30 protein-coding genes are annotated in these 26,122 nt (G+C 70.3%); 19 read left to right on the forward strand and 11 right to left on the reverse strand.

Annotation, left to right across the window (positions count from 1 at the left end):
- Positions 1–101 precede the first annotated feature (101 nt).
- Together KOI35_RS00080 and KOI35_RS00085 are read left to right on the forward strand one after the other, a co-directional pair.
- Entirely contained in the window at positions 102–1,370 is a 1,269-nt protein-coding gene (locus KOI35_RS00080; protein ID WP_215783905.1) for a chitinase, read from the forward strand.
- A 31-nt stretch (positions 1,371–1,401) separates the two neighbouring features.
- Positions 1,402–2,604: a glycosyl hydrolase family 18 protein gene (locus KOI35_RS00085; protein ID WP_215783906.1), complete on the forward strand. Its 1,203-nt coding sequence runs from the start codon at positions 1,402–1,404 to the stop codon at positions 2,602–2,604.
- A 14-nt stretch (positions 2,605–2,618) separates the two neighbouring features.
- Here KOI35_RS00085 and KOI35_RS00090 read toward each other — a convergent pair whose 3' ends face one another.
- Positions 2,619–3,278, reverse strand: coding sequence for a DedA family protein (locus tag KOI35_RS00090; protein ID WP_215783907.1), 660 nt, complete (start codon positions 3,276–3,278; stop codon positions 2,619–2,621).
- Positions 3,279–3,347: 69 nt separating this feature from the next.
- On the opposite strand from KOI35_RS00090, the gene KOI35_RS00095 reads away from it, so the two are divergent.
- The 8 genes from KOI35_RS00095 to KOI35_RS00130 all read left to right on the forward strand — a co-directional run bounded on the left by KOI35_RS00095 (position 3,348) and on the right by KOI35_RS00130 (position 11,107).
- Positions 3,348–3,680, forward strand: coding sequence for a PadR family transcriptional regulator (locus tag KOI35_RS00095; protein ID WP_215783908.1), 333 nt, complete (start codon positions 3,348–3,350; stop codon positions 3,678–3,680).
- Positions 3,677–4,597, forward strand: coding sequence for a hypothetical protein (locus KOI35_RS00100; protein WP_215783909.1), 921 nt, complete (start codon positions 3,677–3,679; stop codon positions 4,595–4,597). Before KOI35_RS00095 ends, KOI35_RS00100 begins: the two co-directional genes overlap by 4 nt.
- Positions 4,598–4,794: 197 nt before the next feature.
- Positions 4,795–5,745, forward strand: a complete 951-nt coding sequence (locus KOI35_RS00105) for a hypothetical protein (RefSeq protein ID WP_215783910.1) — start codon at positions 4,795–4,797, stop codon at positions 5,743–5,745.
- Complete coding sequence (locus KOI35_RS00110) at positions 5,742–6,728, forward strand: hypothetical protein (RefSeq protein ID WP_215783911.1); 987 nt, start codon at positions 5,742–5,744, stop codon at positions 6,726–6,728. The genes KOI35_RS00105 and KOI35_RS00110 overlap by 4 nt, the downstream gene beginning before the upstream one ends.
- A 6-nt stretch (positions 6,729–6,734) precedes the next feature.
- Positions 6,735–8,381: an alpha-amylase family protein gene (locus KOI35_RS00115; RefSeq protein ID WP_215783912.1), complete on the forward strand. Its 1,647-nt coding sequence runs from the start codon at positions 6,735–6,737 to the stop codon at positions 8,379–8,381.
- A gap of 48 nt (positions 8,382–8,429) precedes the next feature.
- Complete coding sequence (gene fabG / locus KOI35_RS00120) at positions 8,430–9,194, forward strand: 3-oxoacyl-ACP reductase FabG (RefSeq protein WP_215783913.1); 765 nt, start codon at positions 8,430–8,432, stop codon at positions 9,192–9,194.
- Between the two features lie 48 nt (positions 9,195–9,242).
- Positions 9,243–9,641, forward strand: coding sequence for a hypothetical protein (locus tag KOI35_RS00125; RefSeq protein WP_246612343.1), 399 nt, complete (start codon positions 9,243–9,245; stop codon positions 9,639–9,641).
- Positions 9,642–9,643: 2 nt separating this feature from the next.
- Positions 9,644–11,107, forward strand: coding sequence for a glutathionylspermidine synthase family protein (locus KOI35_RS00130; protein ID WP_215783915.1), 1,464 nt, complete (start codon positions 9,644–9,646; stop codon positions 11,105–11,107).
- Here the strand turns inward: KOI35_RS00130 and KOI35_RS00135 are convergent.
- Both KOI35_RS00135 and KOI35_RS00140 read right to left on the reverse strand, forming a co-directional pair.
- Entirely contained in the window at positions 11,104–11,523 is a 420-nt protein-coding gene (locus KOI35_RS00135) for a hypothetical protein (protein WP_215783916.1), read from the reverse strand. The genes KOI35_RS00130 and KOI35_RS00135 overlap by 4 nt on opposite strands.
- Complete coding sequence (locus KOI35_RS00140; RefSeq protein WP_215783917.1) at positions 11,516–11,881, reverse strand: hypothetical protein; 366 nt, start codon at positions 11,879–11,881, stop codon at positions 11,516–11,518. Before KOI35_RS00140 ends, KOI35_RS00135 begins: the two co-directional genes overlap by 8 nt.
- 70 nt (positions 11,882–11,951) lie before the next feature.
- Between KOI35_RS00140 and KOI35_RS00145 the strand changes: the two genes are divergently transcribed.
- Complete coding sequence (locus tag KOI35_RS00145; protein ID WP_215783918.1) at positions 11,952–12,857, forward strand: Gfo/Idh/MocA family protein; 906 nt, start codon at positions 11,952–11,954, stop codon at positions 12,855–12,857.
- Here the strand turns inward: KOI35_RS00145 and KOI35_RS00150 are convergent.
- Complete coding sequence (locus tag KOI35_RS00150) at positions 12,838–14,067, reverse strand: hypothetical protein (RefSeq protein WP_215783919.1); 1,230 nt, start codon at positions 14,065–14,067, stop codon at positions 12,838–12,840. The two genes, KOI35_RS00145 and KOI35_RS00150, sit on opposite strands and share 20 nt — an antisense overlap.
- Positions 14,064–14,564 carry a SigE family RNA polymerase sigma factor gene (locus KOI35_RS00155; RefSeq protein WP_215783920.1) on the reverse strand — a complete coding sequence of 167 codons (501 nt, stop codon included), beginning with the start codon at positions 14,562–14,564 and terminating at the stop codon, positions 14,064–14,066. The genes KOI35_RS00150 and KOI35_RS00155 overlap by 4 nt, the downstream gene beginning before the upstream one ends.
- A 141-nt stretch (positions 14,565–14,705) precedes the next feature.
- On the opposite strand from KOI35_RS00155, the gene KOI35_RS00160 reads away from it, so the two are divergent.
- Both KOI35_RS00160 and KOI35_RS00165 read left to right on the forward strand, forming a co-directional pair.
- Entirely contained in the window at positions 14,706–15,326 is a 621-nt protein-coding gene (locus KOI35_RS00160; RefSeq protein WP_215783921.1) for a sigma-70 family RNA polymerase sigma factor, read from the forward strand.
- A complete protein-coding gene (locus KOI35_RS00165) occupies positions 15,323–16,066 on the forward strand; it encodes an anti-sigma factor (RefSeq protein WP_215783922.1) in 744 nt (247 codons plus the stop codon). The genes KOI35_RS00160 and KOI35_RS00165 overlap by 4 nt, the downstream gene beginning before the upstream one ends.
- A 6-nt stretch (positions 16,067–16,072) precedes the next feature.
- On the opposite strand, the gene KOI35_RS00170 is transcribed toward KOI35_RS00165, so the two are convergent.
- The gene (locus KOI35_RS00170; RefSeq protein ID WP_215783923.1) at positions 16,073–16,363 is read right to left on the reverse strand and encodes a hypothetical protein; all 291 of its coding nucleotides are present in this window, start codon (positions 16,361–16,363) and stop codon (positions 16,073–16,075) included.
- 303 nt (positions 16,364–16,666) lie between these two features.
- On the opposite strand from KOI35_RS00170, the gene KOI35_RS00175 reads away from it, so the two are divergent.
- Positions 16,667–17,032 carry a hypothetical protein gene (locus KOI35_RS00175; RefSeq protein WP_308120683.1) on the forward strand — a complete coding sequence of 122 codons (366 nt, stop codon included), beginning with the start codon at positions 16,667–16,669 and terminating at the stop codon, positions 17,030–17,032.
- 291 nt (positions 17,033–17,323) lie between these two features.
- Here KOI35_RS00175 and KOI35_RS00180 read toward each other — a convergent pair whose 3' ends face one another.
- On the reverse strand, positions 17,324–18,328 hold the full coding sequence (locus KOI35_RS00180; RefSeq protein ID WP_215783924.1) for an AraC family transcriptional regulator: 1,005 nt from the start codon (positions 18,326–18,328) through the stop codon (positions 17,324–17,326).
- A 266-nt stretch (positions 18,329–18,594) separates the two neighbouring features.
- Between KOI35_RS00180 and KOI35_RS00185 the strand changes: the two genes are divergently transcribed.
- Positions 18,595–18,951 carry an STAS domain-containing protein gene (locus KOI35_RS00185; protein ID WP_127497678.1) on the forward strand — a complete coding sequence of 119 codons (357 nt, stop codon included), beginning with the start codon at positions 18,595–18,597 and terminating at the stop codon, positions 18,949–18,951.
- On the opposite strand, the gene KOI35_RS00190 is transcribed toward KOI35_RS00185, so the two are convergent.
- The 3 genes from KOI35_RS00190 to KOI35_RS00200 form a co-directional block, all read right to left on the reverse strand.
- Entirely contained in the window at positions 18,858–20,489 is a 1,632-nt protein-coding gene (locus tag KOI35_RS00190) for an MDR family MFS transporter (protein WP_215783925.1), read from the reverse strand. The two genes, KOI35_RS00185 and KOI35_RS00190, sit on opposite strands and share 94 nt — an antisense overlap.
- Positions 20,486–21,100 carry an acyl-CoA-like ligand-binding transcription factor gene (locus KOI35_RS00195; protein WP_308120687.1) on the reverse strand — a complete coding sequence of 205 codons (615 nt, stop codon included), beginning with the start codon at positions 21,098–21,100 and terminating at the stop codon, positions 20,486–20,488. Before KOI35_RS00195 ends, KOI35_RS00190 begins: the two co-directional genes overlap by 4 nt.
- A 132-nt stretch (positions 21,101–21,232) precedes the next feature.
- Positions 21,233–21,691 carry a hypothetical protein gene (locus tag KOI35_RS00200; protein WP_215783926.1) on the reverse strand — a complete coding sequence of 153 codons (459 nt, stop codon included), beginning with the start codon at positions 21,689–21,691 and terminating at the stop codon, positions 21,233–21,235.
- A gap of 35 nt (positions 21,692–21,726) precedes the next feature.
- Here KOI35_RS00200 and KOI35_RS00205 point away from each other — a divergent pair, with 35 nt between their 5' ends.
- From KOI35_RS00205 to KOI35_RS00220, 4 genes are all read left to right on the forward strand, one after another.
- Positions 21,727–22,863, forward strand: coding sequence for a serine hydrolase domain-containing protein (locus KOI35_RS00205; protein ID WP_215783927.1), 1,137 nt, complete (start codon positions 21,727–21,729; stop codon positions 22,861–22,863).
- Positions 22,860–23,216, forward strand: a complete 357-nt coding sequence (locus KOI35_RS00210) for a YybH family protein (protein ID WP_215783928.1) — start codon at positions 22,860–22,862, stop codon at positions 23,214–23,216. The genes KOI35_RS00205 and KOI35_RS00210 overlap by 4 nt, the downstream gene beginning before the upstream one ends.
- A 109-nt stretch (positions 23,217–23,325) precedes the next feature.
- Positions 23,326–24,963, forward strand: a complete 1,638-nt coding sequence (locus KOI35_RS00215) for a serine/threonine-protein kinase (RefSeq protein WP_215783929.1) — start codon at positions 23,326–23,328, stop codon at positions 24,961–24,963.
- A gap of 35 nt (positions 24,964–24,998) precedes the next feature.
- The gene (locus tag KOI35_RS00220; RefSeq protein WP_246612344.1) at positions 24,999–25,310 is read left to right on the forward strand and encodes a hypothetical protein; all 312 of its coding nucleotides are present in this window, start codon (positions 24,999–25,001) and stop codon (positions 25,308–25,310) included.
- Here the strand turns inward: KOI35_RS00220 and KOI35_RS00225 are convergent.
- Positions 25,298–26,062 carry an isocitrate lyase/PEP mutase family protein gene (locus KOI35_RS00225; protein ID WP_438870572.1) on the reverse strand — a complete coding sequence of 255 codons (765 nt, stop codon included), beginning with the start codon at positions 26,060–26,062 and terminating at the stop codon, positions 25,298–25,300. The genes KOI35_RS00220 and KOI35_RS00225 overlap by 13 nt on opposite strands.
- Positions 26,063–26,122: the final 60 nt, after the last annotated feature.

Below are 26,122 nucleotides of genomic sequence, written 5' to 3' on the forward strand. Positions count from 1 at the left end.
CATCCATCTTTAAGGATGTTTAAGGGTTCGCCCTCTGGACTTTTACTGTTAACAGTCCTAATGATTGATACATCTCACTGGATGACCGTGGAAGGACGGCGATGAAGCGCTCCCGATCCGTAGTCTTGGCGACTGTCACGGCGCTCGTCGCCGCAGGTGCGGCGACCTACTTCACCAGCACGGCCTCGGCCGCCGCGGCGTGTGCCCCGGCCTGGAGCTCGTCGCAGGTCTACGTCGGCGGCAACACCGCCTCGCAGAACGGCACCAACTACAGCGCCAAGTGGTGGACGCAGAACGAGTCCCCGGCCACGCACAGTGGACAGTGGGATGTCTGGAAGAACGACGGCGCCTGCGGCAGTGGCCCGACCACGCCGCCCACGACCCCGCCGACCACACCCCCCACCACTCCGCCGACGACGCCACCCACGACGCCGCCGACCACCCCGCCCACGACGCCGCCGTCGAACGGGCAGCTGCCCAAGCACTTCCTGACCGGCTACTGGCAGAACTTCGACAACGGCGCCGCCCCGCTCAAGCTGGCCGCCGTGCCGAACAACTACGACCTGATCGCGGTCGCCTTCGCCGACGCCACCGCCACCCAGGGCGCGGTCACCTTCAACCTCGACCCGGGCCTGGCCAGCGCGGTCGGCGGCTACACCGACGCCCAGTTCAAGGCCGACGTCGCCACCCTGCACTCGCGCGGCAAGAAGGTCGTCATCTCGGTCGGCGGCGAGAAGGGCACGGTCAGCGTGTCCAGCTCGGCCGCGGCCACCGCGTTCGCCGACTCGGTCTACCGGCTGATGACCACGTACGGCTTCGACGGGGTCGACATCGACCTCGAGAACGGCCTCAACGCCACCTACATGGCCCAGGCGCTGCGCAGCCTGCGCGCCAAGGCCGGCGCCAACCTGATCATCACGATGGCGCCGCAGACCATCGACATGCAGAACCCGCAGTCCTCGTACTTCGCCCTCGCGCTGAGCATCAAGGACATCCTCACCGTGGTGTTCACGCAGTTCTACAACTCCGGCGCGATGCTCGGCTGCGACCAGATGAACGCGTACTCGCAGGGCACGGTCAACTTCATCACCGCGCTGGCCTGCATCCAGACCCAGGGCGGCCTGCGCCCCGACCAGGTCGCGGTGGGCCTGCCGGCCAGCACCCGCGCGGCCGGCGGCGGCTACGTGGCCCCGACCGTGGTCAACAACGCGCTCGACTGCCTGGCCCGCGGCACCAACTGCGGTTCCTTCAAGCCCCCGGCCACCTACCCGGGCATCGCCGGCGCCATGACCTGGTCGATCAACTGGGACGTCACGAACGGCAACGGTTTCGCCAACACCGTCAAGCCCCACCTCTCCACCCTGCCGTAACCCCCAACCCCCACCCCACGCAGGAGTCCCCATGAAGCTGAGCCGGAAGCTCGCTTTGCTCAGTGCGGTCGCCGTGGCCGGTACGGCCGCCGCCGTACTGCCCATGGCCACCTCGAACGCGGCCGCGGCCTGTGCGCCGGCCTGGTCGTCGAGCGCGGTCTACGTCAAGGACAACCAGGCCTCGCAGAACGGCAAGAACTACACCGCCAAGTGGTGGACCCAGAACGAGTCGCCGGCCACGCACAGCGGCCAGTGGGACGTCTGGATCGACAACGGCACGTGCGGTGGCACCACGCCCCCGACGACGCCGCCCACCACCCCGCCCACGACGCCTCCGACCACGCCGCCGTCGACCGGCACCAAGATGGCCTCGGCGCCGTACGTCTACCCGGGCTGGGGCAACCCGCCGGCGCCCGCGACCGTCGCGAACGCGACCGGCGTCAAGGCCTTCACGATCGCGTTCGTGCTGGCCAGCAACGGCTGTAACCCGGCCTGGGACGGCGAGAGCGGCCTGACCGGCGGCGTGCACGCCAGCTACATCGCGCAGGCCCGGGCGGCCGGCATCGACATCGTCCCGTCGGTCGGCGGCTGGAGCGGCAACAAGCTCGGCCCCAACTGCTCGACGCCGGAGGCGCTGGCCGGGGCGTACCAGAAGCTCATCGACGCCTTCCAGCTCAAGTCGATCGACATCGACATCGAGAACTCGGACGAGTTCGAGAACACCGTCGTGCAGGACCGGGTCCTGAACGCGCTGAAGATCGTCAAGCAGAAGAACCCGTCGGTGAAGACGATCCTGACCTTCGGCACCTCGCCGACCGGCCCGAACTACTACGGCACCCGGCTCGTGCAGCAGGCCAAGGCGCTGAACGCCAACATCGACATCTTCACCCAGATGCCGTTCGACTTCGGTGGCGGCGCCGACATGTACGCCTCGACCGTGGGTGCCACCGAGGGTCTGAAGAACCTGGTCAAGACGACCTTCGGGTTGACCGACGCGCAGGCCTACTCGCGCATCGGCATCTCGGGCATGAACGGTCTCTCGGACCAGCAGGAGCTCACCACCGTCGACACCTGGACGCGGATCCGCGACTACGCCAAGAGCAAGGGCCTCGCGCGGTTCACGTTCTGGTCGGTCAACCGCGACCGGGGTTGCGCCGGCGGCGGCGTGGTCTCCAACTGCTCCGGCATCGCGCAGGCCGACTGGGCCTTCACGAAGGTGAGCGCCGGGTTCTGATCCCTACCCGTTGATCAAGAAGCGCGGCCGCTCCGTCCAGCGGCCGCGCTTCGCCGTTTCCGCACCTTCTTCACGACCCAGAGCGCGACGGTCACGGCGAAGAAGATCCAGATCGCCAGATCAAAGAATTGGCTGTACGTCTCCAGGTCCTGATAGCGCGACCCGAGCAGATAGCCGCCCCCGACGAAGAGCGCGTTCCACACCCCGCTGCCGATCGCGGTGAACAGGGTGAACAGGCCGAGCGGCATGCGGTTGGCGCCGGCCGGCACCGAGACCAGGCTGCGCACCACCGGCATGCAGCGTCCGAACAGGACGGCGGCCTTCTCGTACTTCTCGAACCAGCGGTCGGCCTTGTCCAGATCGTCGGCGTCGACCAGCGGGATGCGGTCGAGCCAGCGCCGCAGCCGATCCTCGCCCAGGCCGTAGCCGAGCCAGTAGAGCAGCAGCGCGCCGCCGACCGAACCCGCCGTGGCGGCCAGGAAGACCAGAACCAGGTTGACCCGGCCCTCGCTGGCCAGGTAGCCGCCGAGCGAGAGCACGATCTCGCTCGGGATCGGCGGGATCAGGTTTTCCAGGGCGACAAGCAGGCCGACCCCCACCTCGCCCCACGACTCGATGACGGATGCCACCCACCCGGTCAGCCCACCCTGCTGACTCAGACCCGCTTCAGCCATCGACTCTCTCTACCCGCCTCGGATGAATCCAATCTTGGTATATGCCGACGGTCGGTATATGCTGCCGCGGTGAACGAGCCGACCTTTCTGATCCTCACGGCGCTGGCCGGCGAGTCCCGGCACGGCTATGCCGTGATCGAAGACGTCGAGCAGATGACCGGCGGACGGGTGCGTCTGCGCGCGGGCACGCTCTACGCCGCCCTCGACCGGCTGCGCGGCGAGGGCCTGATCGAGGTCGATCGGGAGGAAGTCGTCCAGTCCCGGCTCCGGCGCTACTACCGGCTCACGGGGGCCGGCGAGCAGAGCCTGCAGACCGAGACCGACCGGCTGCGCGCGCAAGCCACCATCGCGGAGGGCCGGCTGCGGGCCCGCCGCACCAACTTCGGGGGAGCCACCGCATGACCGAGATCCGCTACCGGCGCCTGCTCGCGCTCTATCCGCGTGACTTCCGGCAGGAGTACGGCGACGAGATGCTCGGCGTGCTGATGGCCGACCCGCGCCCGGGTGTGGTGCAGACGCTCGACATCGTGCGCGGCGCAATCCTGGCCCACCTGCGCGCCTCGGTGACCGGTCAGAGCCAGGCGGCCCGGATCGTCCAGATCTTCGGCGCGATGCTGTTGCTGGGCTTCTCGCTGCGCCGGCTGACCGGCGTGGTGATCATGATGGCCACCGCCACGGCCGACGGTTACACGCCGCACGTCCCGGCCGCCGACTGGGTCCGCCCGGTCGTCTGGGGTGTGGCGCTGGCCGGGGCCGTCCTCGGGTGGCGGGTGCTGGGCGCCGGGGCGGCGACCATCGGTCTGACCGCCGAGATCCTGGTGCCGTTTCAGTCCTATGCGGACACTCCGGCGACGGTGCTCTACGCCTACTGGCTGATCGTCGCGGCGGCGGTCGTGCTGATCGCCGGCCTCGCCGGCGACGACGCGGGTGTGCTGTGGCCGCGGGGCTGGTGGCTGGTCGCCGGAGCGGCGGCGGCTCTGGCGGTCGTCGTCGCGCGGGCTCCGTTCGCCTTCTTCGCGTTCGGCTACATCGGGTCGGCCGACCTGCTGACCATCGGTGTGACCGTGTCGCTCCTGCTGGTGGCGTTGCTGATGCAGGGCCGTGACCTGCGCCGCCGGCTGTTGTGCTGGGCCGCGCCGATCGTCGTCAGCGTGCCGCTCGTCCGGTACGGCTTCATCGGCTTCATCGAGTTCAACATGCGCAACCCCGACTCGACCCGGCTGCTCAACCCGCTCCACTGGGCAGTCCTGGTGATCGTGCCGGCCGCGGCCTTCCTCGGCGCCGCGATGCTCACCAATCGCACCGCCGCGGCCCGCTGAACAGCTGCACCGTCGTGGCCGGCCGGCGAACCGCATGGTCGCGGCCCGCTGAACAGCTGCACCGTCGTGGCCGGCCGGCGAACCGCATGGTCGCGGCCCGCTGAACAGCCGCACTGTCGCGGCCGGCTGACGAACTGCGCTGTCGCGGCCCACTGACCACCTGCACTGTCCGCTCCCGCTCACGAAGGAGTCCTGGCTTGAGTTCCGAGGCGCGCTACCGGCGGCTGCTCACGCTCTACCCGCGTGACTTCCGGCGGGAGTACGGCGACGAGATGCTCGGCGTTCTGATGTCCGACCCGCGTCCGGGTGTTCCGCAGGCGCTCGACCTCGTGCGCGGGGCGGTCCTGGCTCACCTGCGTCTCGCTTTCACCGGACAGAGCCGGGCGGCCCGCGTCGTACAGATCGTCGGTGCCACGCTGTTGTTCGCCCTGGCGCTGCACCGCGTGAGCGGAGTGCTGTCCACGCGGGCCGTCGTCGACGACCCGAGCTGGGTGACCATCGATACGACGAGCTGGGTTCGTCTGGCCGCCTGGGGTGTCGCGCTCGCCGGGGCCTGGCTCGGGTCGCGGTGGCTCGGTGCGGCGGGCGCGGCCGTCGGGCTGGGCAACGAGATCGCCGTGCCGTTCCAGTCCTACCTCGTCACACCGGCCTCGGTGCGCTACGCCGACTGGTTCATCGTCACGGCGATGGTCGTGCTGGCCGCCGGTCTGGTCGCCGAGCGCGGCGCCCTGCGGATGCGGGGCTGGTCACCGGCGACCGCGGAGGGACTGACCGTCCGCGCCTGGCCGCTGGTCGTCGCCGCCGGGGCGTTGATGGTCGTCCACGGCATGGCGTTCGCCTACCAGCTCGGCTCGATGCGCAACGGTTTCGTGCTCGTCGCCGGTCTGTTCGTCCTGGTCTTCGCCGTGCGGCAACCGCGCGAGCTGCGTGGCCGTCTGGCGGCCTGGGCCGCGCCGGTGCTGATCACGGTCCCGCTGATGCAGTGGGGCTTCGGCGACTTCATCGAGTTCACCGTGCGCAATCCCGACACGATCCGGCCGATCGGCCCGCTGCAGTGGGCGGCGATGGTGCTGATCCCGGCCGCGGCTTTCCTCGGCGTGGCCCGGCTGAACAACCGCATCGAGCGTGACCGGAGTGTGAACCGATGAAACCCGAGGCGCGCTACCGGCCGCTGCTTGCGCTCTATCCGCGCGACTTCCGGCAGGAGTACGGCGACGAGATGCTCGGCGTCCTGATGGCCGATCCGCGTCCTGGCGTGGCTCAGACGTTCGACGTCGTGCGTGGCGCGCTTGCGGCCCATCTGCGCGGGCTCGAAACCGGCCGGAGTCGTGCGGCCCGGGTCGTGCAGATCTTCGGGGCCATGCTGCTGTTCGCGCTCGGGGTGCGCCGGGTCGCGGGCGTGGCGATCAGGTGGGCTACCGGAGCCGACGCCGGCTTCGTGCCGCATCTGCCGGCGCTCGACTGGGCGCGTCCGGTGGTCTGGGGTGTGGTGCTGGTCGCGGGCGTCGTCGGGTGGCGGTGGCTGGGGGCGGCGGGCGCTGCCGTCGGGCTGGCCGCCGAGATCGTGGTGCCGTTCCAGTCCTATGTCAACGCTCCGGCGACGGTGCTCTACGCCTACTGGATCATCGTCGCGTCCGCGGTGGTGCTGGCCGCGACGCTGGTTGCCGAGGGTGGTGGTCCGATGCGGCCGCGGGGCGGGTGGCTGGTCGCTGCGGCGGGGGTGCTGCTGGTCTCGCAAGACACGTTCATGCCCTACCAGGTCTGGTCGAGCGGATCCGCTGCCCTGCACTTTGCGGTTCAGCTCATCGTCATGGTGGTGGCCGCGCCCGCGCTGGTTGTGGCCGCTCTTGTGCGGCAGGAGCCCGAGGTGCGTCGCCGGCTGCTCGTGTGGGTCGCGCCCGTGCTGATCACCGTGCCGCTGGTGCAGTGGGGGTTCGGTGGGCTCATCGCGTTCAACATGGCGCACACCGACGTGACCCACTACCTCGGGCCGCTGCAGTGGGCCGCGCTCGTGCTGGTTCCGGTGGCCACGTTTGTCGCGGTGTCGGCCCTCGACCGCCGGGTCAGCGCGGGCCGGCCGCGCGCGCGTCGTGCTGTCGCGGTTTCGAGGCGGCGGAGGCCGGACAAGTAAGGACGCATGACTGACCGGTGGTATCGGAAAGCCGTTGTCTACTGTGCCGACATCGACACCTTCGCCGACTCGAACGGTGACGGCTGCGGCGACATCCGCGGGATGATCGGGCGGCTCGACTATCTGGCCCGGCTCGGGGTCAACTGCCTGTGGCTCAATCCGATCCACCCGACGCCCGACCGCGACGACGGCTACGACGTGTCGGACTTCTACAACATCGATCCGCGCTTCGGCAATCTCGGAGACTTCGCCGAGTTGCTGCACCAGGCGGGCAACCTCGGCATCAAGGTCATCATCGACCTGGTCGTGAACCACACCTCGGACCAGCATCCGTGGTTCCAGTCGGCGCGGTCGTCGCCCGATTCGCCGTACCGGGACTGGTATGTCTGGTCGGAGACCGAGCCCAGTGACCGCAAGCAGGGCATGGTCTTCCCGGGCGAGCAGGACGAGACGTGGAGCTACGACCGGACGGCGAAGCTCTGGTTCTATCACCGGTTCTACAAGTTCCAGCCCGACCTCAACATCAACAATCCCGAGGTGCGCGAGGAGATCAAGAAGATCTGCGCGTTCTGGTTGCAGCTGGGTGTGGCCGGGTTCCGGATGGACGCGGTGCCGTTCATCATCGAGCAGACCGAGCCCGGTAACCCGGACTCGCCCAAGGACATGGACTTCCTCAGCGAGCTGCGGCAGCACGTGCAGTGGCGCAAGGGCGACGCCGTGCTGCTGGCCGAGGCCAACGTCGAGCCCGACCAGCTGGGCCAGTTCTTCGGCGACGGCGGCGGCTCGAACAACCGCATCCACATGCTGTTCGACTTCATGCTCAACGGCCGGATGATCCTGGCCCTGGCCCGCGAGGACGCCGAGCCGATCATCGACGGCCTCAAGGACACCCCGAAGCTGCCCGAGGGCGGCCAGTGGGCCACGTTCCTGCGCAACCACGACGAGATCGACCTGTCCCGGCTCACCGCCGAGCAGCGCAACGAGGTGTTCGCCAAGTTCGGTCCCGAGCCCGAGATGCAGCTCTACGGCCGGGGCATCCGGCGCCGGCTGGCCCCGATGCTGGGCAACGACCGGCGGCGCCTCGAGCTGGCCTACGCGCTGCAGTTCAGCCTGCGCGGCACCCCGGTGCTGCGGTACGGCGAGGAGATCGGCATGGGGGACGACCTCGGCGAGGACGGGCGCTACGCCATCCGTACGGGAATGCAGTGGTCTCATCTGCCCAACGGCGGCTTCTCGAGCGCGAAGACCACGGACCTGGCGCGTCCGGTGATCAGCGGCGGTGACTTCGGCTGGGAGAAGGTCAACGTCACGCGGCAGCGGCACGACCCGAAATCGCTGCTGTCGTGGTTCGAGCGCATGATCCGGACGCTCCGGGAGGCCCCCGAGGTGGGTACCGGCAGCTGCACGCATGTCGATGTTCCGGCCCCGACCAGTGTGTTGGTCCACCGCGCGGACGGCGAGACCGGCACGATGGTCTTCGTGCACAACCTGGGATCCGAGGCGGCCACCGTCGACCTCAGCTCGCTCTACGCCGAGGCCGAGATGCCGAACGACGTCCTGGCCGACCAGGAGTACGCCGAGCTCGGCCAATGTGACAAGGTCGAGGTCGCCGGCCACGGATACCGGTGGATTCGCCTACGCCGTACGGCGTGATCCCGGGTTAAAGTGCACTCCCAGTGCAAATAAATCGGAGGCAGCAGAGTGTCGCAGTCCGTTCCCACCCGCGTCGCCATCGTCACCGGGGCCGCCCGGGGCATCGGTGAGGCCACCGCCCGCAAGCTCGCCGCCGACGGCATGGCGGTCGCCGTCGTCGACCTCGACGAGGGTGCGTGTGCCAACACGGTGACGGCGATCCACGACGCGGGCGGCACGGCTCTCGCGGTCGGCGCCGACGTCTCCGACGCGATCCAGGTCGGCGCCGCCGTCGAGCGGGTCAAGGCCGAGCTCGGCACGCCGACCGTGCTGGTCAACAACGCCGGGGTGCTGCGCGACAACCTGCTGTTCAAGATGACCGACGACGACTGGGAGACCGTGATGGCGGTCCACCTGCGCGGCGCCTTCCTGTTCAGCCGGGCCGTGCAGAAGCACATGGTCGACGCCGGCTGGGGCCGCATCGTCAGCCTCTCCAGCACCTCGGCCCTCGGTAACCGCGGTCAGGCCAACTACGCCGCGGCCAAGGCCGGTCTGCAGGGCTTCACCAAGACGCTGGCGATCGAGCTGGGCCGCTACGGCGTCACCGCCAACGCGGTCGCGCCCGGATTCATCGTCACCGACATGACCGCGGCCACCGCGGCCCGGGTCGGGGTCGATTTCGCCCAGTTCGAGAAGGCTGCGGTGGCTCAGATTCCCGTGGGCCGGGCGGGTCGTCCCGAGGACGTCGCGAACACCGTATCCTTCCTCGTCAGCGAGGGCGCCGGATTCGTGTCCGGGCAGGTCATCTATGTTGCCGGAGGCCCCCGCGCATAGGCGGCGGTTGCTGGGAGGCGCTACAAAGAGATGATGATGAACCGACGCATGAGCTCGCGCAGCGTGTCGCTGACCAGCACGTTCTTGCTCCTCGCGGCGGGTGGAGCGGCGGCGTGCGACAACGACGACGACTACCAGGACGCGGGTTTCTACTGCGCTGACGCCAACGGGGTCGTCGTCGACGAGGACTACTGCGACGACGACAACAACAACTCCGGCGGCAGCGCCCTGCCGTTCTTCATCTGGTATTCGTCGGGCTACCGCTCGGGATACCCGGTCGGCTACAAGCTGCCCTCCGGCGGCAGCAAGTTCGCCTACAACGACAAGGCGGCGCGGCAGTCGTTCGGCCTGCCCTCGAGCGGCCGGATCGGCAACGGCACGGTGAAGACCAGCGTGGTGGGCAAGGGTGGCTCCGCCCGCAGTTCCAGCAAGAGTGGGGGCAGCTGAGCGTGCGCCGAGTTCCGCACGGTCCGGTTCGCGACGGCTGGAAGCTCACCAACTACAGCCTGGGCCTGACGTACAACGACACCGAACTGCCCGACGGGTCGATGGTGTCGTACTGGCAGGAGGGGCCGTACTACGACTTCACCGCGGCCGAGATCGAGGAACTCGAGGCGGCCACCGCCACCATTTACGAGATGTGTCTCGAGGCCGGCGACTGGATGGTGCAGCAGTGCCCGCGGCATACGGTGCAGGGTCGTAAGGACGGCTTCTTCGCGTCGGTCTGCAACCCGGAGAGCTGCTTCCTCGCGAAGATCGGCATCCCCGAGTTCGCCCACGAGCAGATCATCCGGACCTGGTTCGACGGCGACGCCGAGACGTGGACGCACTACGACAAAGACCCGGACATGCGGCTGCCGATGGAGACGCCGGACTACTCGCCGAGCGTCTACGGCCGGTTCGATCTCTGGTACAACGGCGCGGGCAGCACGCCCCGGCTGCTCGAGTTCAACGCGCAGACGCCCACCTCGCTGGTCGAGAGCGCGGTGATCCAATGGCACTGGGCCGACCAGACCGGACTCAGCAAGCACCCGTGGCGGCAGTGGAACTCGATCCACGACCGTCTGGTCGGCTGGCCCGCGACGCCGGACGAGCCGGCCGATCCGGGCGCGTGGCGGCGCAACATCGCCAAGCTCCGCGAAGCCCGCACCTGGCTCCCGGAAAAGCCCAAGATCTTTTTCGCGTACGAGACGTCGGAGCGCACCGGCGAGGACCGGATGAACGTCGCCTACCTGATGGCGACCGCCGAGGAGGCCGGCTACCCGGTCGAGCTGATCGCCATGAGCCAGATCGGCTGGGACGTGGCCGGCGACCGGGTGCTGTTCGTGCCCGGCCCGGGCCAGGAGCACAAGGCCGAGCCGATCGACATCATCTTCATGCTCTACCCGTGGGAGTGGTTCTGGAGCGAGGAGGGCGGCAAGGCCTTCTTCCGCAACATGGCCGACCCGACCAAGCACGGCACGGTCTGGATCGAGCCGCCCTACAAGGCCGCCCTGCTCGGCAACAAGGCCCTGCTCCCGGTGCTGTGGAAGCTGTTCGGCGACCACCCCGAGCGCGGGCGTCACCTGCTGCCGGCCTACTTCGCCGAGTCGTCCAAGGCGGCCACGCTGACCAGCTACGCCAAGAAGCCGATCTGGGGACGCGAGGGCGGCTCGGTCACGCTGGTGCGCGAGGGCGAGACGATCACCCAAAACCCATCCGAGTACGGCGCGGACGGGCGCTTCGTCGTGCAGGAGCTCTGTGAGCTGCCGTCCTTCGAGGGGCTGGAGGGCACGGTGCACCCGGTGATCGGCTCATGGCTGATCGACGGCGAACCGGCCGGCATGGGCATCCGCGAGGGACTCGGCACGTCGGGACTGGTGACGAACAACACCAGCTTCTTCGTGCCGCACACCATCGAGGCTTCTGATTAAGCCCGGGGGCGGTGGCGCCAGATCCACCAGAGGCCGATGAACGGCAGCACGAGCGGGACGTAGCCGTAACCGCTGCCGAAGTGCGACCACACCGTGTCGTCCGGGAAGTCGCCGGCGTCGGCCGTGGTCAGGATGCCGACCGCGAGCACACCGATCAGCTCGATGCTGCAGCTGATCAGAGCGATCATCCGGCCCCGGGCGCCGCCGATCGCGAGCCCGACGGTGGCCGAGATGTAGACCAGGCCGGCGAACGCCGAGAGCAGGTAGGCCAGCGGCGCCTCGCCGAACTTGGTGGTGATCTGCACGAGGGCGCGGGCGCTGGCCGAGAGCGCGAAAACGCCGTACACCAGCAGAAGGACCCGGCCGAGACCGGTGCCGAGCGCGGCGTCCTGGGGGCGGGTCGAGGCTTCAGGCACCGGTCACCGACGCAATCTGCTGCAGCCGCAGCACGAGAACCGGGATCACCAGACAGGCGACCCCGAGGATGAGACTGCCCCATCGCGTCGGCTCGAGGCGGGCCAGATAGGCGGCGACCGGGACGAAGGCGATCGTCGTGATGAGGTAGCCGGCGAAGGTGGCGGTGTCGCTCGGCCGGGAGCCGTCGAACAGGCCGACGACGGCGATCACCACCAGCACGGCGACCACCGCGCTGAGCACGAGCGAGGCCAGCAGGTCGAGACGGCTGGGCGCGCGGTTGAGGGCGGAGCGCAGCAGATACCACGCCGCCAGCACCAGGGCAGCGACGATCGTCACCACCGACAGAGGACCGTTCACCCGGCACAGCGTACTGATGGATCTCGGCCTGGTAGCTTGCGGCTCAGGGATCAGGAGAGGCAGGCACGGCATGCGGTTCGGACTGTTCGGCACGGGACCCTGGGCACATCTGGCACACGCTCCGGCGCTGGCCGCGCACCCGGATGTCGAGTTCGTGGGGGTGTGGGGCCGCAATCCCGACAAGGCCGCAGCACTCGCCGCCGAGCACGGCATCCGCCCGTACGCGGACCAGGCCGACCTGATCGCCGATGTCGACGCCGTGGCCGTCGCCCTGCCGCCCGACGTGCAGGCCCCGCTCGCCCTGCGCGCCGCCCGCGAGGGCCGCCACCTGCTGCTCGACAAGCCGGTGGCGTTCACCAACGCCGAGGCGGCCGAGATCGTCGCCGCCGTGGCCGAGCGCGACCTCGCCTCGGTGGTGTTCTTCACCCGGCGCCTGATGCCGCAGCTGGCCGAGTTCCTGACCGAGGCGGCGGCGACCGGCGGCTGGACCGAGGCCCGGGTCGACCACCTCGGCTCGATCTTCACCGCGGACAACCCGTTCGGCGCGTCGGCCTGGCGCAAGGAGAGCGGCGGCCTGTGGGACGTCGGGCCGCACGCGCTGGCCCTGGTGCTGCCCGTGCTCGGCCCGGTGACCGAGGTGACCGGCATGGCCGGCCCCCGCGACATGACCCACCTGCTGCTGCGCCACGCGAGCGGCACGATCAGCAACCTCACCCTGTCGGTGGACGCGCCGCCCGCCGCCGAGCGGGAGGACGCCCTGCTCGCCGGTGAGGCCGGGGTGCGTACCCCGCCCGACCAGCCGTGGTCGCCGGTCGACGCCCTGGGCCGCGCGATCGACCAGCTGATCGCGAAGGCGGGCGGCGGGCCCGCGTCCGAGCTCGACGTGCGTTTCGGGGCCGAGGTGACCGCCGTCCTGGTCGCCGCGCAGGAAGCGATCACCTCCGGTCGTACGGTCGCTATCGACACCGCCAGATGACCGGCACGGCGGGCTTCGAAGGGTCGGCGTTGCCGCTCCAGACGGTGCCCGCCGCGAACCGGGCGTCGTCGCTGACGTTCTCGACGACGGTGTTGCCGGTGCCGCTCATCACCGGCGCGCCATAGGCGGGCAGGTTCAGCACCTCCCGCCCCGCGAAAACTTCCGGCTTGGGCGTCATGAACTGCCCGAAGCTCGTCCCGGCGACCTGCACCTGCTGCGGATCGCCGGGGAGCTTCTGCCAGGTCCCGGTGTTCGGCTCGACCCGGTAGAGGTGGGTGTCACCGCCCCCGACGCCGGGCGGGGGCGCACTCGGCCCGGTGATCGGCGTCGTGACCGTCCCGTAGAGCCAGCCGAACGCGAAGGCCATCGGCATGAAGCCGTTCGCCTTCTTGCCGCCGACCGTCGGGAGTGGGAGAAAACCGCCGGTGCCGTCGGGCCGCCACAGATAGGTTCGCCAGCCGACCTCGGCCGCGATCGTCCCGTCCGGGGCGATATCGGTGATCCGTGTCTCCAGCGGGCTGACCTCCGGCGGCAGGGGCAGCGGGACCGGCTGCGCGGTGGGCGAGGCCCAGCGCACCGGCCGCCGTTTCGCGTCCCCGCCGGACTGCCCGGCGATCACCCCGGCGTCGTTGATCGCGACCGCCTCCCCGGCGCCCCCGGCCAGCTTGCGGACCTTGCCGTCGGCGAACACCCACGGTTCGGAGTTGCCCTCGAGGTTGCTGCCGACGGCGACGCCGGAACTGTTGATGTCGTTCATCCGCACCCCGATGCTGCCTTTGCGCAGACCAGGCGGCCGTACGTCGGCCACCAGCTCGCCGTCGTGCCAGACCAGGACCGAGTGCGGGACGGACGGGGTGGGATCGTGCGCGTCGGACACCCCGACCAGCCAGGCCCCGCTGCCGTCGCCGCCGCTCACCTCCGCGCTCTTGTGCGGCCCGGCCGGCAGCTCGGCCGCCGTGCACGAGGCCGGCAGGATCGGGTCGGGCGGCAGGTCGGGCTGCGGTCGCGGGGTGTCCTGGTTCGCCATCAGCAGCCCGCCGGTCAGGGCGGCGGCGATGGCCACGGTGAGCGCGGAACCGCCGCGCCACCAGCGGCGGCGGCGCATCCGGCGGCCATCGCGCATCGCCTTGACGACGTCAATCCGGGGCGGGCTCGTGGGCTCGCCGGCCAGGGGGCGCAGCAGCGCCGTGCCGTATTCGTCGTCGTTCATCGTCCGCCTCCGACCCGGTCGCCGAGAATCCTGCGCAGTGCGGCCAGCCCGTGCGAGGTCTGGCTCTTGACCGTGCCCTCCGAGCAACCCAGCAGCTGGGCGGCCTCGGCCACCGAGCGGTCACACAGGAAGCGGAGCACCAGCACGGCCTGCTGACGGGCCGGGATCCGGCCCAGCGCAGCCCGCAGCACCTCGCGGTCTTCCATGCCCGGCGTCGCCGCGGCCGGCCGTTCCGGGGGCACATCGCGCAGGCTCACCCGCCACCAGCCGCGGCGCTTCTCGTCCAGGAACGCGCGCACGAGCATGGTGTGGACGTAGGCGTCGACGTTCTCGACCTGGGCGATGCGCGGCCACTTCGCGTAGACCTTGGTGATCGTCTCCTGCACCAGGTCGTCGGCCTGATGCTCGTCCCCGCTGAGCAGGAAGGCGACCCGTCGCAGGGCCGGTATTCGCCCGTTCACGTAGTCGAGATAGCCCGTGTCCGATTCGTCGTCCATCCCCGCCCCCGTCCCTCGTCCACCAATAGACGGGGTTCATCCGGTCGAGGTTGTACGGAATTTTCGCCGGGCGCGACCCGTCCGGACGTACGGGCGTGCCGAATCCGGGGTTGAATGGCTTGACCAGCGAGAGGCGAACCCATGGCGGAACGCGGTATCAACCGGCGCCCGGAGCATCTGGCGGCGGTCCCGGACAGCGGCGCCCCGCCTCCGGCCGACGCGGGCGACCTGCTGCGGGCCGTGGCCCGGGGCGACGAGAAGGCCTTCGGAAAGCTCTACGACCTGGTCGCGCCGCGGGTGTACGGGCTGATCCGGCGCGTGCTGCGCGATCCGGCCCAGGCCGAGGAGGTCGCCCAGGAAGTGCTGGTCGAGGTGTGGCGCTCCGCGGCGCGGTTCGACCCGGAGCGCGGCTCGGCCACCTCGTGGGTGTTCACCATCGCGCACCGGCGCGCGGTCGACCGGGTGCGTTCCGAGCAGGCCGCGACCGAGCGGACCATCCGGGCCGGTGCGGCGTCGGTCGACACCCCGTACGACGCGGTGGCCGACGAGGTTTCGGGCCGGCTCGAACGGCAGCAGGTGCGCCGCTGCCTTGACGACCTGACCGAACTGCAGCGCGAGGCGGTGACGCTGGCCTATTACCAGGGTCATTCGTATCCGCGGGTGGCCGAACTGCTCGGCACGCCCCTGCCGACGGTGAAGACGAGAATGCGCGACGGGCTGATCCGCCTGCGCGACTGCATGGGAACGGGGGTCTCGGCGTGACCACGGAGATCCACACTTTGGTCGGCGCCTACGTGCTCGACGCGGTCGACGACCTCGAGCGGGCGTCGTTCGAGCGGCACCTGCGCGAATGCGACAGCTGCCGGGCCGAGGCCGACGAACTGCGCGAGACGACCGCCCGGCTCGCGCACGACACGTGGTCGGTGCCGCCGCCGTCGATGCGCGAGAACGTCATGGCCGCCATTGCCGAGACCCGTCAGTTGCCGCCCGCCGGGCCCGCGGCTCCGGCTCCCACGGTGCGGGGCAGTTCGCGCCGCTGGCGGGTCATCGCCGCCGCCGCCGCGGTGGTCGCCGCGGTCGGCACGGGTTCCGCCGTCTGGGTGGTGCAGGACCAGCGCGTCCAGGACCAGCGGGCGATCGCCGAAGCGGCCCGCGCCGAGGAGGCCCGCGTCCGGGCGATTCTGGCCGCGCCCGACGTGGTGCTGAACGAGCAGAACGTCATGAACGGCGGCCGGGTCACGGTGGCCACATCGAGGCTGCACAATGCGGGCGTGGTGATGCTGGCGGCGAGCGCCGCGCCGGCCGGGCGGGTCTATCAGTTGTGGACGATCCGGCCGGGCGGAGCGCCGGTCTCGGCCAGTGTGCTCCACGAGGGCCAGGAAGCCGACGTGCTGGTGCTCGACGGACTGCCGGGCGCGACCGATGTCGGCCTGACCATCGAACCGCCGGCCGGTTCGCGGACGCCGACCCTGCCGATGGTGGCCGACGTCAAACTGGTCTGACCGTCCTCAGGGGACCGTGCGCTCGATCGCGGCGGCGCCGTCGCGCTCGAGTTCCTGGCGGGCGCGCTCGATGTTCTCGGGTGTGGGGTCGCGGCCCTCGGCGACGGCCAGGTCTTCCGGGTCCCAGGGCTGGTCGGCGCCCGTACGCACATGCGGCTCTTCGCCCGGCTGCAGGAACTCGGGGTTGTCGCGGTCGGGCCCGCCGCCGGTGATGAACGCGTCGACCGCGACATCGTCCTCGACGGCGTCCGCGACCTCGGGCGACTCCTCCAGCGGCGGGCGCATCTCGTCGGTCATGGTGTCCTCCATCGCTCGGCTCTCTTCCGGTCTTACCCCATCGACCGGCGTCTCGACCATGGCACTTTTCGGGGGCCCGGTTGTGTGCACCGACGGTGCGGAAAGGGACGATCATGCCCTCGGGCGGTCAAACTGAGCGCTAACTGGACAGGACCTGCGCGTTACGGATGGACGCTTAGTAGTGGGCCGAATACATTTTCGCCTTGACGCCCGTGCACGGGGGTCCGGTGGGATGCGCCGGGCCGACGGCCGAGCGGGCGGGGTGAGGGGGAAACGCATGACCGAGAGTCCGGGAGGGCGGTCGTGACGAGTCTGTCCGATGCCGAACGTGACGCGTGCGACGTGATCCAGGCCCTGGCCGGCCTGGCCGCTCTGCTGCGCCGCCCCGCCGCGGACGTGCCGGGCCTCGACCCGGGCGACCCCGCGGCCGACGACGCCCGCCGCCTGCTCCTGAGCCTGGCCGACGACGGCAGCGAGGCGGCCGCGCGCGTGCTGGCCTATCTGCGGACCCAGCGCGGCGCCGGCGACGGCGATCTGGTCGCGGTTCCGCCCCGGCTGGGTCAGTGGCGTGAGTGGGTGCCGCCGCGCGGTCACCTGTTCGGCCTGACCACCGCGCGCCCGACCCCGAACGAGGTCCCCCAGCCCCGCCGGAGCGACCCCGGCGAGTAAAGCCCTGCTCCGCCACCCGGCCCGGCCGCGCTCAACCCCTCGACGCGGCCGGGCGCCCTTTTCCGCCACCCGGCCCGGCCGCGCTCAACCCCTCGACGCGGCCGGGCGCCCTTTTCCGCGCGCCGTGACTTGGGCTTCTGAGGTTTGTTCTTTTGGGCGTGACCACTCACGCAGGTCGCCGTGACGCGCCCCGCGTTCTGGACGCGCCAGCGGCCAGCGGGGCACGGCGCGGTCCCCGCGGGAGCGACGGTCTGTCACCCACCACCCCGCTGGGACATCCGGATCTTGATCTTACGGGGTTGAGCGCAGCGTTTCCGACGGCGAGACGCCGAAGCGCGACCGGTAGGCCGACGCGAATCGCCCCAGATGGGCGAAACCCCAGCGATGGGCCACGGCCGCCACCGTCGTGCGCACCGGATCGGCTCGGCGCAGGGCGTCGTGCGCACGGGCCAGACGCACCTGCTGCAGATAGCTCATCGGCGCCATCCCGACGTGCCGCCGGAAGCCCTCCTGCAGCGACCGGACGCTCATGTTGGCCGCGCGAGCCAGGTCGGTGACGGTAAAGGCGCGCTCCGGCTCGTTCTGGATGGCGTCGAGCACGCGGCGGATGGCCCGCGGCGGACCGGGAGTGACGGGGGCGGTCAGCTCGGCGTGATACCGATGGGGGAGGCTCAGCAGCAGGCCGCTCAGCACGGTGCTGCGCAGTTGCTCGGCCATCAGCGGCTCGTAGAACAGGCTCGTCTCGTATTCGAGCTCCTCGCACAGCAGGCGGATCAGCCGGCGCCAGCTGTGGCCGGGGCCGGACGAAAGGTCCACCTCCAGGGGGAGGCCCAGCGGTCCCTCGATCGGGCGACCCAACAGTCCTGACAATTCCTCCTCGAGAGCCTTGCGCTCGACTTTGACGGCCAGTTCGGCCGAGTTGGCCTCGCGGGACGTGTAGACCGGGCTGCCGGGTCCGAAGACGACCCCCGATGTGGGGTCGGCCACGATCTCGCGGCCGTCGTGCCGGGCGTGGAGTTTGCCGAGCGTGGGCATGGTGACGTGGTAGGCGTCGATCTCGGCCGTGCGCAGCGTCACGGGGGTCGCGAAGCTCAGCTGGCCGACGGTCAGGGGTCCGAGTTGGATCACTCCGACACCTAGCCGAAAGTCGCCGGCGTCGGCGGGCGTCCCGACTGCTACCGGGTAGTAGAAACGATTTAGCAGCGAGCGCGCCTTGTCGATGTTCGCGCCGCTGAAGTGGACTATGTCCGGTACTTCGGCCAACGCGTGGGCAGACCTCGGATAGACGTCAGCCATGCCGAGATGAGCTCCGATGCATACCGTGAGTATTCGACTCCGACACGTGGAACGTCAACGTTCCCGCCACACGCTGACCGTTCCAGCACATTCAGGCCATATGAACTACTCTGGCGTTCCGCGCCTACGTGGCGTAACTTGCAGACCAGCGGATTGTTGTAGGAACGCGGTTGGAGTGCGGCGCTCGGGACGGGGCGTTCGAAGCCCTTGGGGCCCTCCACGCGGACGAGGTGTCGGCCCCGCTCGACGCCAGGAAGAGGGCAGCCGTGTATCTGCCGATCACCACGCGCCAGTTGGCCGATGGCACCGTCGAGATCGCCCCCAGTGGCGAGATTGATCTCGACAACGCCCACGTGATGCGGGACGCCGTCAACGACGTGCTGACCAGCTCCACGCCGGGCAAGATCTGCCTCGACCTCCAGCGGGTGATGCTGATCGACAGCATCGGCATCGGCATCCTGGTCGCCTGCTTCCACACGGCGGCGGCGAGCGGCATCAAGCTGGTCGTGAGCCACCCCAGCCCGACGGTCTACCGCCAGCTCTGGGTCTCCGGCCTGGTCGGCCTGCTGGGCTGCGCCGAGCCGCCCTCGCCGCGCACGTCGGTGGGCCTGCGCCCCTCCTGAGGCTGCAGAGCCTCCTGGGCGCGCCGCTCGTCGCCGCTCAGGTCCGACAGCGGCTTCTCCCGGATGAAGAGCACCGCGATGATCGCCAGAAACGCGATCGGTGCTCCGATCAGGAACAGTTCCGAGGTCGCCGTGCCGTAGATGTCGGCGACCACGGCCTGCACCGAGGGCGGCAGGGTGCTCAGATCGGGCACTTCCGACGAGCCGCCGGTGGCCGGGCCGAACTTCTCCGCCGACAGGCTGGTGACCTTGCTCGCCAGCACGGCGCCGAGCGCGCTCACCCCGATCGCGCCGCCCATGCTGCGGAAGAACGTCAGCGTCGACGTGGCCGCCCCCAACTCGGCCGCCGGCACGTCGTTCTGCGCGGCCAGCACCAGGTTCTGCATCAGCATGCCGACGCCGATGCCCAGCACCGCCATGTGCAGTGACAGCGCCAGCACACTGGTCGTGGCGCTGATAGTGCTCAGCAGCAGCATCCCCGCGGTCATGATGACCGCGCCCGCGACCAGGTAAATCTTCCACTTACCGAACTTCGTGATGAGTGCTCCGGCGACAATCGAGGACGCCAGCAGACCGAAAATCATCGGCAGGCTCATCAGACCGGCCACCGTCGGAGACTTACCGAGCGCGACCTGGAAGTACTGCGACAGGAACACCGTGCCGCCGAACATGGCCACGCCCACCAGCACGCTGGCGACGATGGTCAGGCTGACGGTGCGGTTGCGGAAGATGCCGAGCGGGATGATCGGCTCGGCCGCCCGGGATTCGACCCAGACCGCCAGCGCCAGCAGCACCACGCCCCCGGCCACGAAGGCCGCGGTCTCGGCCGACGCCCAGGCGAAGTGCTGGCCGGCCAGCGTCGACCAGATCAGCAGGGTGCTCACGCCGGCGGTGATGAGGAACGCGCCGAGCCAGTCGATCCGCACACCCTTCCGCGGTACGGACGGCAGGTGCAACGTCTTCTGCAGCAGCGCGATGGCCGCGATCGAGAACGGCACGCCGATGAAGAAGCACCAGCGCCAGCCCAGCCACGAGGTGTCGACCATGACGCCGCCGATCAGCGGGCCGGCGATGGTGGCGACCCCGAACACCGCGCCGAACATGCCGGCGTACCGGCCCATCTCGCGCGGCGGGATGATCGCCGCGAGCACGATGGTGGCCAGCGCGGTCATGCCGCCGGCGCCGATGCCCTGCACGACCCGGCTGACGATCAGCACGCCGACGTCGGGCGTGAACCCGGCGATCAGCGAGCCGGCCACGAACAGCAGCAGCGAGATCTGGATCAGCAGCTTCTTGTTGTAGAGGTCGGCCAGCTTGCCCCAGAGCGGGACGGTGGCCGTCATGGCCAGCAGTTCGGCGGTGACGATCCAGGTGTAGACGGACTGGCTGCCGTTGAGGTCGGCGATGATCCGCGGCAGCGCGTTGGAGACGATGGTCGAGGCGAGGATCGACACGAACATGCCGAGCATCAGGCCGGACAGGGCCTGAACGACCTCGCGACGGGACATCCGGCCGACGGCCGGTTCGGTGACGGTCATCGGGGGGCCTTCTCTTCAGTGGGTTCGGTCAGGCCGGCGGCGAGGATGTCGAACGCCTCGCGCACGAGTTCGAGCAGGTCGCGGTCGTCGTGGGTGGCCCAGCGCATCATCGCGGTGCGCAGCGCGGCCCCGGCCGTGGTCGCGACGAGCTGCGGAAACATGTCGTCGGCAGCTTTTCCCGTACGGGCGGCGACGGCGGCCACGGTCTCCTCCTCGGAGCACTCGCCCCGGGCGACCAGGGCGGGCAGCAGCGACGAGTTGTTCTTGATCACGCGAAGGCGCAGCAGCCAGATGTCGCGCTCGGCCTGGATGCCGGCGACGTCCGGGGTGATCGCCTCGAACAGGGCGTGGACGAGCGGCACCTCGGCCGGCACGGCGAGGAGTCGTTCGTGGATGGAGGGCCCGTCCGGCACCGGGCCGCCGAGCAGCGCGTCGTCCTTGCCGGCGAAGTAGTTGAAGAACGTCCGCGGCGAGACGTCGGCCGCCTCGCTGATGTCTTCGACCGTCACGTGCTCGAGGCCGCGCTCGTCGACCAGTCGCAGCGCGGCCGTCATCAGCGCGGCCCGCGTCTGCTGCTTCTTGCGGTCCCGCCGGCCCGTCGTGGTGCTCACCGGGTCAGGCTAGGTCGAATATTGCAGAGGCTGCAAACTTTTATTGACTGCAGTGATGTGGGTTACGTGCGGCGACTGATCTTGAGGAGCAGGCCTTCCGGCGTACGCGTCACCATCAGGCAGCTCAACGACTCAGTCGTTCAACTGGGTGTGTGCAATCTCGGTCAAAGCCGCCGAAAACAGCGGTTGGGGCGGGCGCGCGCCGAGCTGGTCGGCCAGCAGCAGGGCGGCGTGCCGGGCCAGCACCTCGGGTTTCGGGGCGGGCACGGCATCCTCGTCGAGCACCCCGAGGGCACCGGCCAGCAGATAGAGCACGACCTGCGGATCGGCATCGGGAGCCGACCGTACGCAGCTGGTGAGCACCTCGCGGACGGCGTCGCTGTCGAGACCGTCGGGGTGGGCCTGCTCGAGCATCAGGCGCACGGCGGTGCCGAGGATCAGGCCGGTCTGGGCCGGGTCGAGTGCGCCGAGCTCGGTGGCCGCCGCGTCGAGGGCGGCGGTGTCGCAGGCCCGGGCCGCCAGCACGGCCGAGGTCGCCGCGGCCGCGATCGGCCGGGCCGGGGCCGGCAGGTGCCGCCAGTCGTCGTTCATGGCCGAGACCTTAACCAGCTGGCAGTCTGGGAAGCATGTCGAGTGAGCTCAGGCAAGCCATGGCCGCGCGGGTCGAGCGCGGCGAGTTCCCCGGTCTCGTCGGCCTCGTCGCGCGGGGCGACGACGTCCAGGTCGATGCGCTCGGGGTGACCGAGTTCGGCGGTGACGTGCCGATGCGCCGCGACACCGTCTTCCGCATCACGTCGATGACCAAACCGGTGCTCGCCGCGGTCACGATGATGCTGGCCGAGGACGACGTGCTCGACCTCGAGCAGCCGGTCGCCGCGTTCCTGCCCGAGCTGGCCGGTCAGCGGGTGCTGGTCCGGCCGGACGCGCCGCTCGACGAGACGGTCGAGCCGGTCCGCCCGGTCACCATCGAGGATCTGCTCACCTTCACCCTCGGCTTCGGCAACCTGATCGGGTCCGGCGGCGAGGTCGATCCGGACTATCCGATCGTGCGGGCCTGGCGCGACGCCGGGCTGCGTCTGGCCGAGCCGGAACCGCGCACCACGCTCGGCCCCGACGAGTGGATCGAGCGGTTCGGCGCGCTGCCGTTGATCCACCAGCCGGGCGAGAAGTGGATGTACAACACCGGCACGCTGGTGCTCGGTGTGCTGCTGGCCCGGGCCGCCGGCCGGCCGCTGGGCGACCTGCTGCACGAGCGCGTGTTCGCCCCGCTCGGCATGACCAGCACCGGATTCTGGCTGCCGGCCGAGCGGATCGCCGACCGGCCGACCCACTATCTGAACGGCGAGGCGCCGCCCGGGGAACCGGCCGACGTGTGGACCCGGCCGCCGGTCTTCCCCAGCGGGTCGGCCGGGTTGCTCTCGACCGCCGACGACTACCTGGCCTTCGCCCGGCTGCTGCTGCGCGGCGGTGTGCACGGCGGCACCCGGTTGATGTCGGAGAAGTCGGTGGCCGCGATGACCACCAACCACCTGTCGGACGCCCAGATCGAGGGCGGCGGGTTCTTCCTGAGCGGCTCGGGCTGGGGTTACGGTCTGGCGGTCACCGAGACCGGGCGGTACGGCTGGTCCGGCGGGTTCGGCACCGACTGGTTCAACGACCCGCGCCAGGACCTGACCTTCATCGTGCTCAGCCAGGTCAGTGATCTGCTGTGGAACGGAACGCTGGCCGAGTTCATCGAGGTCGTGGAGGGGAAGCGGGAATGACCAGTCTCGACGCGGTGACGGCGTGGATCGACAACTACCGAAAGGCCTGGGAGTCCAACGATCCGCGCGACATCGGCGGCCTCTTCGCCGAGGACGCGGCCTACTTCACCGAGCCCTATGCGAAGCCCTGGCTCGGGCGCGACGCGATCGTCGAGCAATGGTTGAAGATCAAGGACGAGGCGGGCACGACGACTTTCGAGTGGCACCCGCTGATCGTCACCGATGACCTGGCGATCATCGAGGCGAAGACCACTTATCCGGACGACACGTACAGCAATTTGTGGGTCCTCCGGCTCGACAATCTGGGTCAGGCTCGGCAATTCACCGAATGGTGGATGAAGCATCCGTCTTGATCAATTGCCCGGCGGGTCCGCTAGATCATTTGGGTAAAGGTGAAAGACGAAGGGGATTCGAGCCGTACTCGGATGTGCGAATTCGCGGCCGGGTTGGCAGACTGCCACGGTGGAGGTTCGGCAGGCGCTCGGTGGCCGCTACCAATTGCTGAATGAACTCGGCACCGGTGGCATGGCCGTGGTGTGGCGTGCCCGCGACGAGGTGCTCGGTCGTCCGGTCGCGGTCAAGGTGCTCGCCGGCCGCTTCACCGGCGACCCGCAGTCCCGGGCCCGTATCCGCGACGAGGCCCGGTCGGCGGCGACGCTCTCGCACCCCAACATCGCCCAGGTCTACGACTACGGCGAGGCCGACGACCTGCCCTACGTGGTGATGGAGCTGGTCAACGGGCCGACCCTGCAGCAGCGGGTGTCGACCGGGCCGCTGCCGCCGCGCACGATCTTCCGGATCTGCGGCGAGGTGGCGGCCGCGCTCGCCGCCGCCCACGCCGACGGCCTGGTGCACCGCGACATCAAGATGGCCAACATCATGATCTCGCCGACCGGGGTCAAGGTGGTCGACTTCGGGATCGCCGCCGTGGCCGGTCCCGCCGCGCCGGAAGACATGCTGGTCGGCACCCCGGCCTACCTCGCCCCCGAGCGTCTGACCGGCGACGACGTTCAGCCGGCGTCCGATGTGTACGCGCTCGGCGTGCTGCTCTACCGGCTGCTGGCGCACGAGTCGCCGTGGACCGTCGAGAGCACCACCCAGATGCTGCAGGCCCACGTCTACGTCGATCCTGAGCCGTTGCCGGCGATGCCGGGCGTACCCGGCGCGGTGGCCGAGATGATCGACCGCTGCCTGCTCAAGGACCCGACCGGCCGGCCCAGCGCGAGCGAGGTGTCGGGCATTCTGGCCGACGCGGCGGAGGCGGCGTCGGTTCCTCATCCCGTACGCGTGGAGTCGGCCGACCCGGAGCCGACCGCGGTCCGCGTGCCCCGGCCGGCCGAACCGCCTCGCTATGCCGCGCAGCCGGTCGGGACGCCGCGCAATGCCGGTGCCGGGTCGACCGGGCCCGGTCCGGCGCGTGGCAACATGGCCGCCACTCCGACGACCGGACCGGCCCACAACTCGGCCTGGCCGGTGACGGCGCTCGAGCGTCCGGCACGGCGGCGAGTCGATCCCGTACGGCGTAAATATCTCCTCGCCGGCGGTGGGATCGCCGTCGTGATCGTCGCGGCACTGGTGGCCTGGCTCCTGATCGGCGACCCGCAGGCGGCCGGGCAGCAGCAGGCCGTCGACGCGCCCACCTCGGCCGTCCCGGCCGCGTCCCGGTCCGCGCCGCCCAGCCCGGCCCGCGGCACCGGCACCGGCACCGAGCCCGCGGCGACCGACCTGCCCGGCCCCGGGGTGATCGTCGGGAGTGGACCGGTGCCGTCGCGAGGCCCCTCGGCTTCGGTCGTGGTGCCACCCAGCGCGAGCGCGGCGCCCGAGCCCAGCACATCGGGTTCGCCGTCCGAGTCGCAGGCGCCGCCCGTGGCACCGGCCGGGAAGCGGCTGGAGTCACCCGGCGGGGCCGCGTTCGCGACGTGCGCCGACGGCAAGGCGACGCTGACCGGGTTCGAGCCCGCCGACGGCTTCACGGCGGAACCCATCGAGCGGGGGCCGGCGCTGACCGCGCGGGTGATGTTCGACGGGTTGAAGTCGAAGTACCGCATGGCCGTGACCTGCGTCGGCGACACCCCGACCCCGGTCGTGCTGCCGCTCTGAGATTATCCGCACCTCTGTCCGGGAAGGTGAGCGACATGACCAGGGAGAACTTCAACACCGAAGCAGCCGAGGGCGAGCGCGATCGCCGGTTCCACGGCGGCGCGCCCGCCCACCTCGACGACGACGAACTCGCCCGCCGCACCGAGCAGGAGCGGGCCGACGCCGGGGTCAGCGACTACGACCCGGGCGACGTCCCGCCGGCCACCGACGACCCGGTGCCCTACGACCCGGACGCCGACGCCGTCGAGCAGGACATCGAGAGCGTCACCGCCCGGCAGGAGTCGGAGGGCGAGACCACCCCGCTCAGTCCCGACAACCCGTTCCCGCCCACGCGCTACGCCGAGTAGCCCGTCATCAGGTTGTTCAGGCGCCCGTAGTCCAGGGCGCCGTCCACCGCGGCGTACGTGCCGCTGGTCAGCGCTTCCACCGTGGCGCGCTCGACCACTGCGTACGCCGCCTGGGCCACGGCCGATCCCAGGCTGACCCGCGCCACCCCCACCGCCGCGAACTCGGCCACGCTCGGCCCGCCGCTCACCGCCATCACGTTGAGCGGCGCCGGGATGCGCGCGGCGAGCTCCTTCACCGTGGCCAGATCAACCATTCCCGGTACGAAGATGCCGTCCGCCCCCGCCGCGACGTACGCCTCGGCCCGCGCCACGACCTCATCGAGCTCGCCGGTGCCGCGCAGATAGGCATCCATCCGCGCGTTGAGGAACAGCCCCGGCCCGGCCGCCCGAGCCGCCGCGAGCAGTTTCACCTGCTCGTCCACGCCGCGATCGCCGTCTTCCAGGTTGACGCCGGCCGCCCCCGTCGCGGCCACCGCCCGTACGGTCTCGTCCGGTGAGCCATACCCCGACTCGATGTCGGCCGTCACCGGAACCCCGACCGCCCGCGCCACCCGGCCGACGAGTCCGATCGCGTCGTCCCGCCCGAGCGCGTCCCCGTCCGGCGCCCCCAGACTCCAGGCCACCCCCGCGCTGGTGGTGGCGACCGCCCGCGCCCCGGCCTGCTCGGCGATCCGGGCGCTGGCCACGTCCCACGCGTTGACCAGCACCAACGGCCGGCCCGGAACATGCAGAGAACGAAATTCTTCAGTCACCCGCACAGTCTTCGACCAGGTATCCGAGCGCCGTAGAGTTTGAGCCACCGCTCAATCCAC

The sequence above is a fragment of the Paractinoplanes bogorensis genome, from assembly GCF_018829635.1.
In the GTDB taxonomy this organism is placed as follows: domain Bacteria; phylum Actinomycetota; class Actinomycetes; order Mycobacteriales; family Micromonosporaceae; genus Actinoplanes; species Actinoplanes bogorensis.

Bases quoted from the DNA above. Each gene is read 5' to 3' on its own strand.
- KOI35_RS00080 (WP_215783905.1), top strand. From the start codon at position 102: ATGAAGCGCTCCCGATCCGTAGTCTTGGCGACTGTCACGGCGCTCGTC.
- KOI35_RS00190 (WP_215783925.1), bottom strand. From the start codon at position 20,489: ATGACCGTCACCGAACCGGCCGTCGGCCGGATGTCCCGTCGCGAGGTC.
- KOI35_RS00125 (WP_246612343.1), top strand. From the start codon at position 9,243: ATGAGCTCGCGCAGCGTGTCGCTGACCAGCACGTTCTTGCTCCTCGCG.
- KOI35_RS00155 (WP_215783920.1), bottom strand. From the start codon at position 14,564: ATGGACGACGAATCGGACACGGGCTATCTCGACTACGTGAACGGGCGA.
- KOI35_RS00115 (WP_215783912.1), top strand. From the start codon at position 6,735: ATGACTGACCGGTGGTATCGGAAAGCCGTTGTCTACTGTGCCGACATC.
- KOI35_RS00100 (WP_215783909.1), top strand. From the start codon at position 3,677: ATGACCGAGATCCGCTACCGGCGCCTGCTCGCGCTCTATCCGCGTGAC.
- KOI35_RS00110 (WP_215783911.1), top strand. From the start codon at position 5,742: ATGAAACCCGAGGCGCGCTACCGGCCGCTGCTTGCGCTCTATCCGCGC.
- KOI35_RS00150 (WP_215783919.1), bottom strand. From the start codon at position 14,067: ATGAACGACGACGAATACGGCACGGCGCTGCTGCGCCCCCTGGCCGGC.
- KOI35_RS00205 (WP_215783927.1), top strand. From the start codon at position 21,727: ATGTCGAGTGAGCTCAGGCAAGCCATGGCCGCGCGGGTCGAGCGCGGC.
- KOI35_RS00145 (WP_215783918.1), top strand. From the start codon at position 11,952: ATGCGGTTCGGACTGTTCGGCACGGGACCCTGGGCACATCTGGCACAC.
- KOI35_RS00090 (WP_215783907.1), bottom strand. From the start codon at position 3,278: ATGGCTGAAGCGGGTCTGAGTCAGCAGGGTGGGCTGACCGGGTGGGTG.
- KOI35_RS00170 (WP_215783923.1), bottom strand. From the start codon at position 16,363: ATGACCGACGAGATGCGCCCGCCGCTGGAGGAGTCGCCCGAGGTCGCG.
- KOI35_RS00210 (WP_215783928.1), top strand. From the start codon at position 22,860: ATGACCAGTCTCGACGCGGTGACGGCGTGGATCGACAACTACCGAAAG.
- KOI35_RS00180 (WP_215783924.1), bottom strand. From the start codon at position 18,328: ATGGCTGACGTCTATCCGAGGTCTGCCCACGCGTTGGCCGAAGTACCG.
- KOI35_RS00220 (WP_246612344.1), top strand. From the start codon at position 24,999: ATGACCAGGGAGAACTTCAACACCGAAGCAGCCGAGGGCGAGCGCGAT.
- KOI35_RS00085 (WP_215783906.1), top strand. From the start codon at position 1,402: ATGAAGCTGAGCCGGAAGCTCGCTTTGCTCAGTGCGGTCGCCGTGGCC.
- KOI35_RS00200 (WP_215783926.1), bottom strand. From the start codon at position 21,691: ATGAACGACGACTGGCGGCACCTGCCGGCCCCGGCCCGGCCGATCGCG.
- KOI35_RS00160 (WP_215783921.1), top strand. From the start codon at position 14,706: ATGGCGGAACGCGGTATCAACCGGCGCCCGGAGCATCTGGCGGCGGTC.